Below are 1,229 nucleotides of genomic sequence, written 5' to 3' on the forward strand. Positions count from 1 at the left end.
GAATATTTCTGTTCCTCAACTTATCGAAATGCATAAGTTATTTGTCCAGTATTACAATAACGCCGAGTTTGAAACGTTTGCGACAGATATGGGCAATAAAACGGGAGTTTTTATACTTGAGGATAAACTAAGCAAACGAATTATCGGTTTCTCAACATGGACCGAATTAGAGCTAGATCATGGTAATGAAAAAGCTATCGGTATATTCAGTGGTGATACCGTCGTTGATAAGGCGTATTGGGGAGATAAATCACTTCAAAAAGCTTTCGCAATAAAGTTATTTTCGACAAAACTCAAGAACCCTAGAAAGCATGTGTTCTGGCTACTAATTTCTAAGGGCTATAAAACCTACTTATTGATGACGAACAACTTTCACCAATTTTATCCCTGTCATCAACATCATAACCCGAAGCTAGAGAGTATTGTTGATGAATACTGTAACAAGCTTTATCCGAGCGCTTACTGTTCAAAAAGCCGCTTACTCGATTTTGGTGACGAATATCAAAACCTCAAGGAAGGTGTTGCCTGCATTACGCCAGAAATGAGAGATGAAAACCGTGATATCGACCACTTCGCAAAACTTAACCCAACGTGGGAGAAAGGTACTGAACTACCTTGCGCGGGCGAAGTAACTATAAGTATGTTACTCGATTTCATGCAGCGTAATATGATTCCTTTCAAGAAAAAACAGAGTCGGCAGAGTCTTCGTCAAAAAGCAGGTCAGGTCAGCAAAGAGCTGGGTGATGATTTGCGCCAAAGAGCTGATTCACAGAATTTGGAGCTATCTTAATGTCATTTCTCGGCTCGCTTGCTTCGAAAGGTTTGCATGTTGCGTCACACGCGCTATCCAACAAGGGTGGCGCAAGATTCCGCAGCGCTTGTCGTTCAGTAGAAGAGTCGCAATTATCGATTCTTCAGGGAATACTAGAAAGCGTTTCAGGAACTGAATCCGCAGCCAAGTATCACCTTAGGGAAAATAGCAGCCTCTCCGAGTTCCAAACATTGCCAATTAGCGATTATGATGTTTGGCACGAGCAAATAGAGCGCCAGCAAGCCGGCCGAGAAAATGTTTTAAGCAACATCAAGTGCGAGCGTTATCAGCCCACGAGTGGTTCCACCTCTAAAATGAAGTGGATTCCCTACAATCAAGCCTTCCTCGATGAATTAGATCAGGCAATTAGTCCCTGGATGGCAGACTTATACCGACAATTTCCTGAGATAAAGCAAGG

Annotated in this window: 2 protein-coding genes; both read left to right on the plus strand. The window is 42.4% G+C overall.

From position 1 onward, the window contains the following. Window positions 1-790 (plus strand): hypothetical protein (locus A3761_RS19985; RefSeq protein WP_068750756.1); only part of this gene is annotated, 790 nt, incomplete at its 5' end. Then, the coding region (locus tag A3761_RS19990) for a GH3 auxin-responsive promoter family protein (protein ID WP_197473139.1) at window positions 790-1,229 on the plus strand (440 nt) is incomplete at its 3' end. The genes A3761_RS19985 and A3761_RS19990, both read left to right, overlap by 1 nt.

This window comes from Oleiphilus sp. HI0123 (assembly GCF_001635315.1).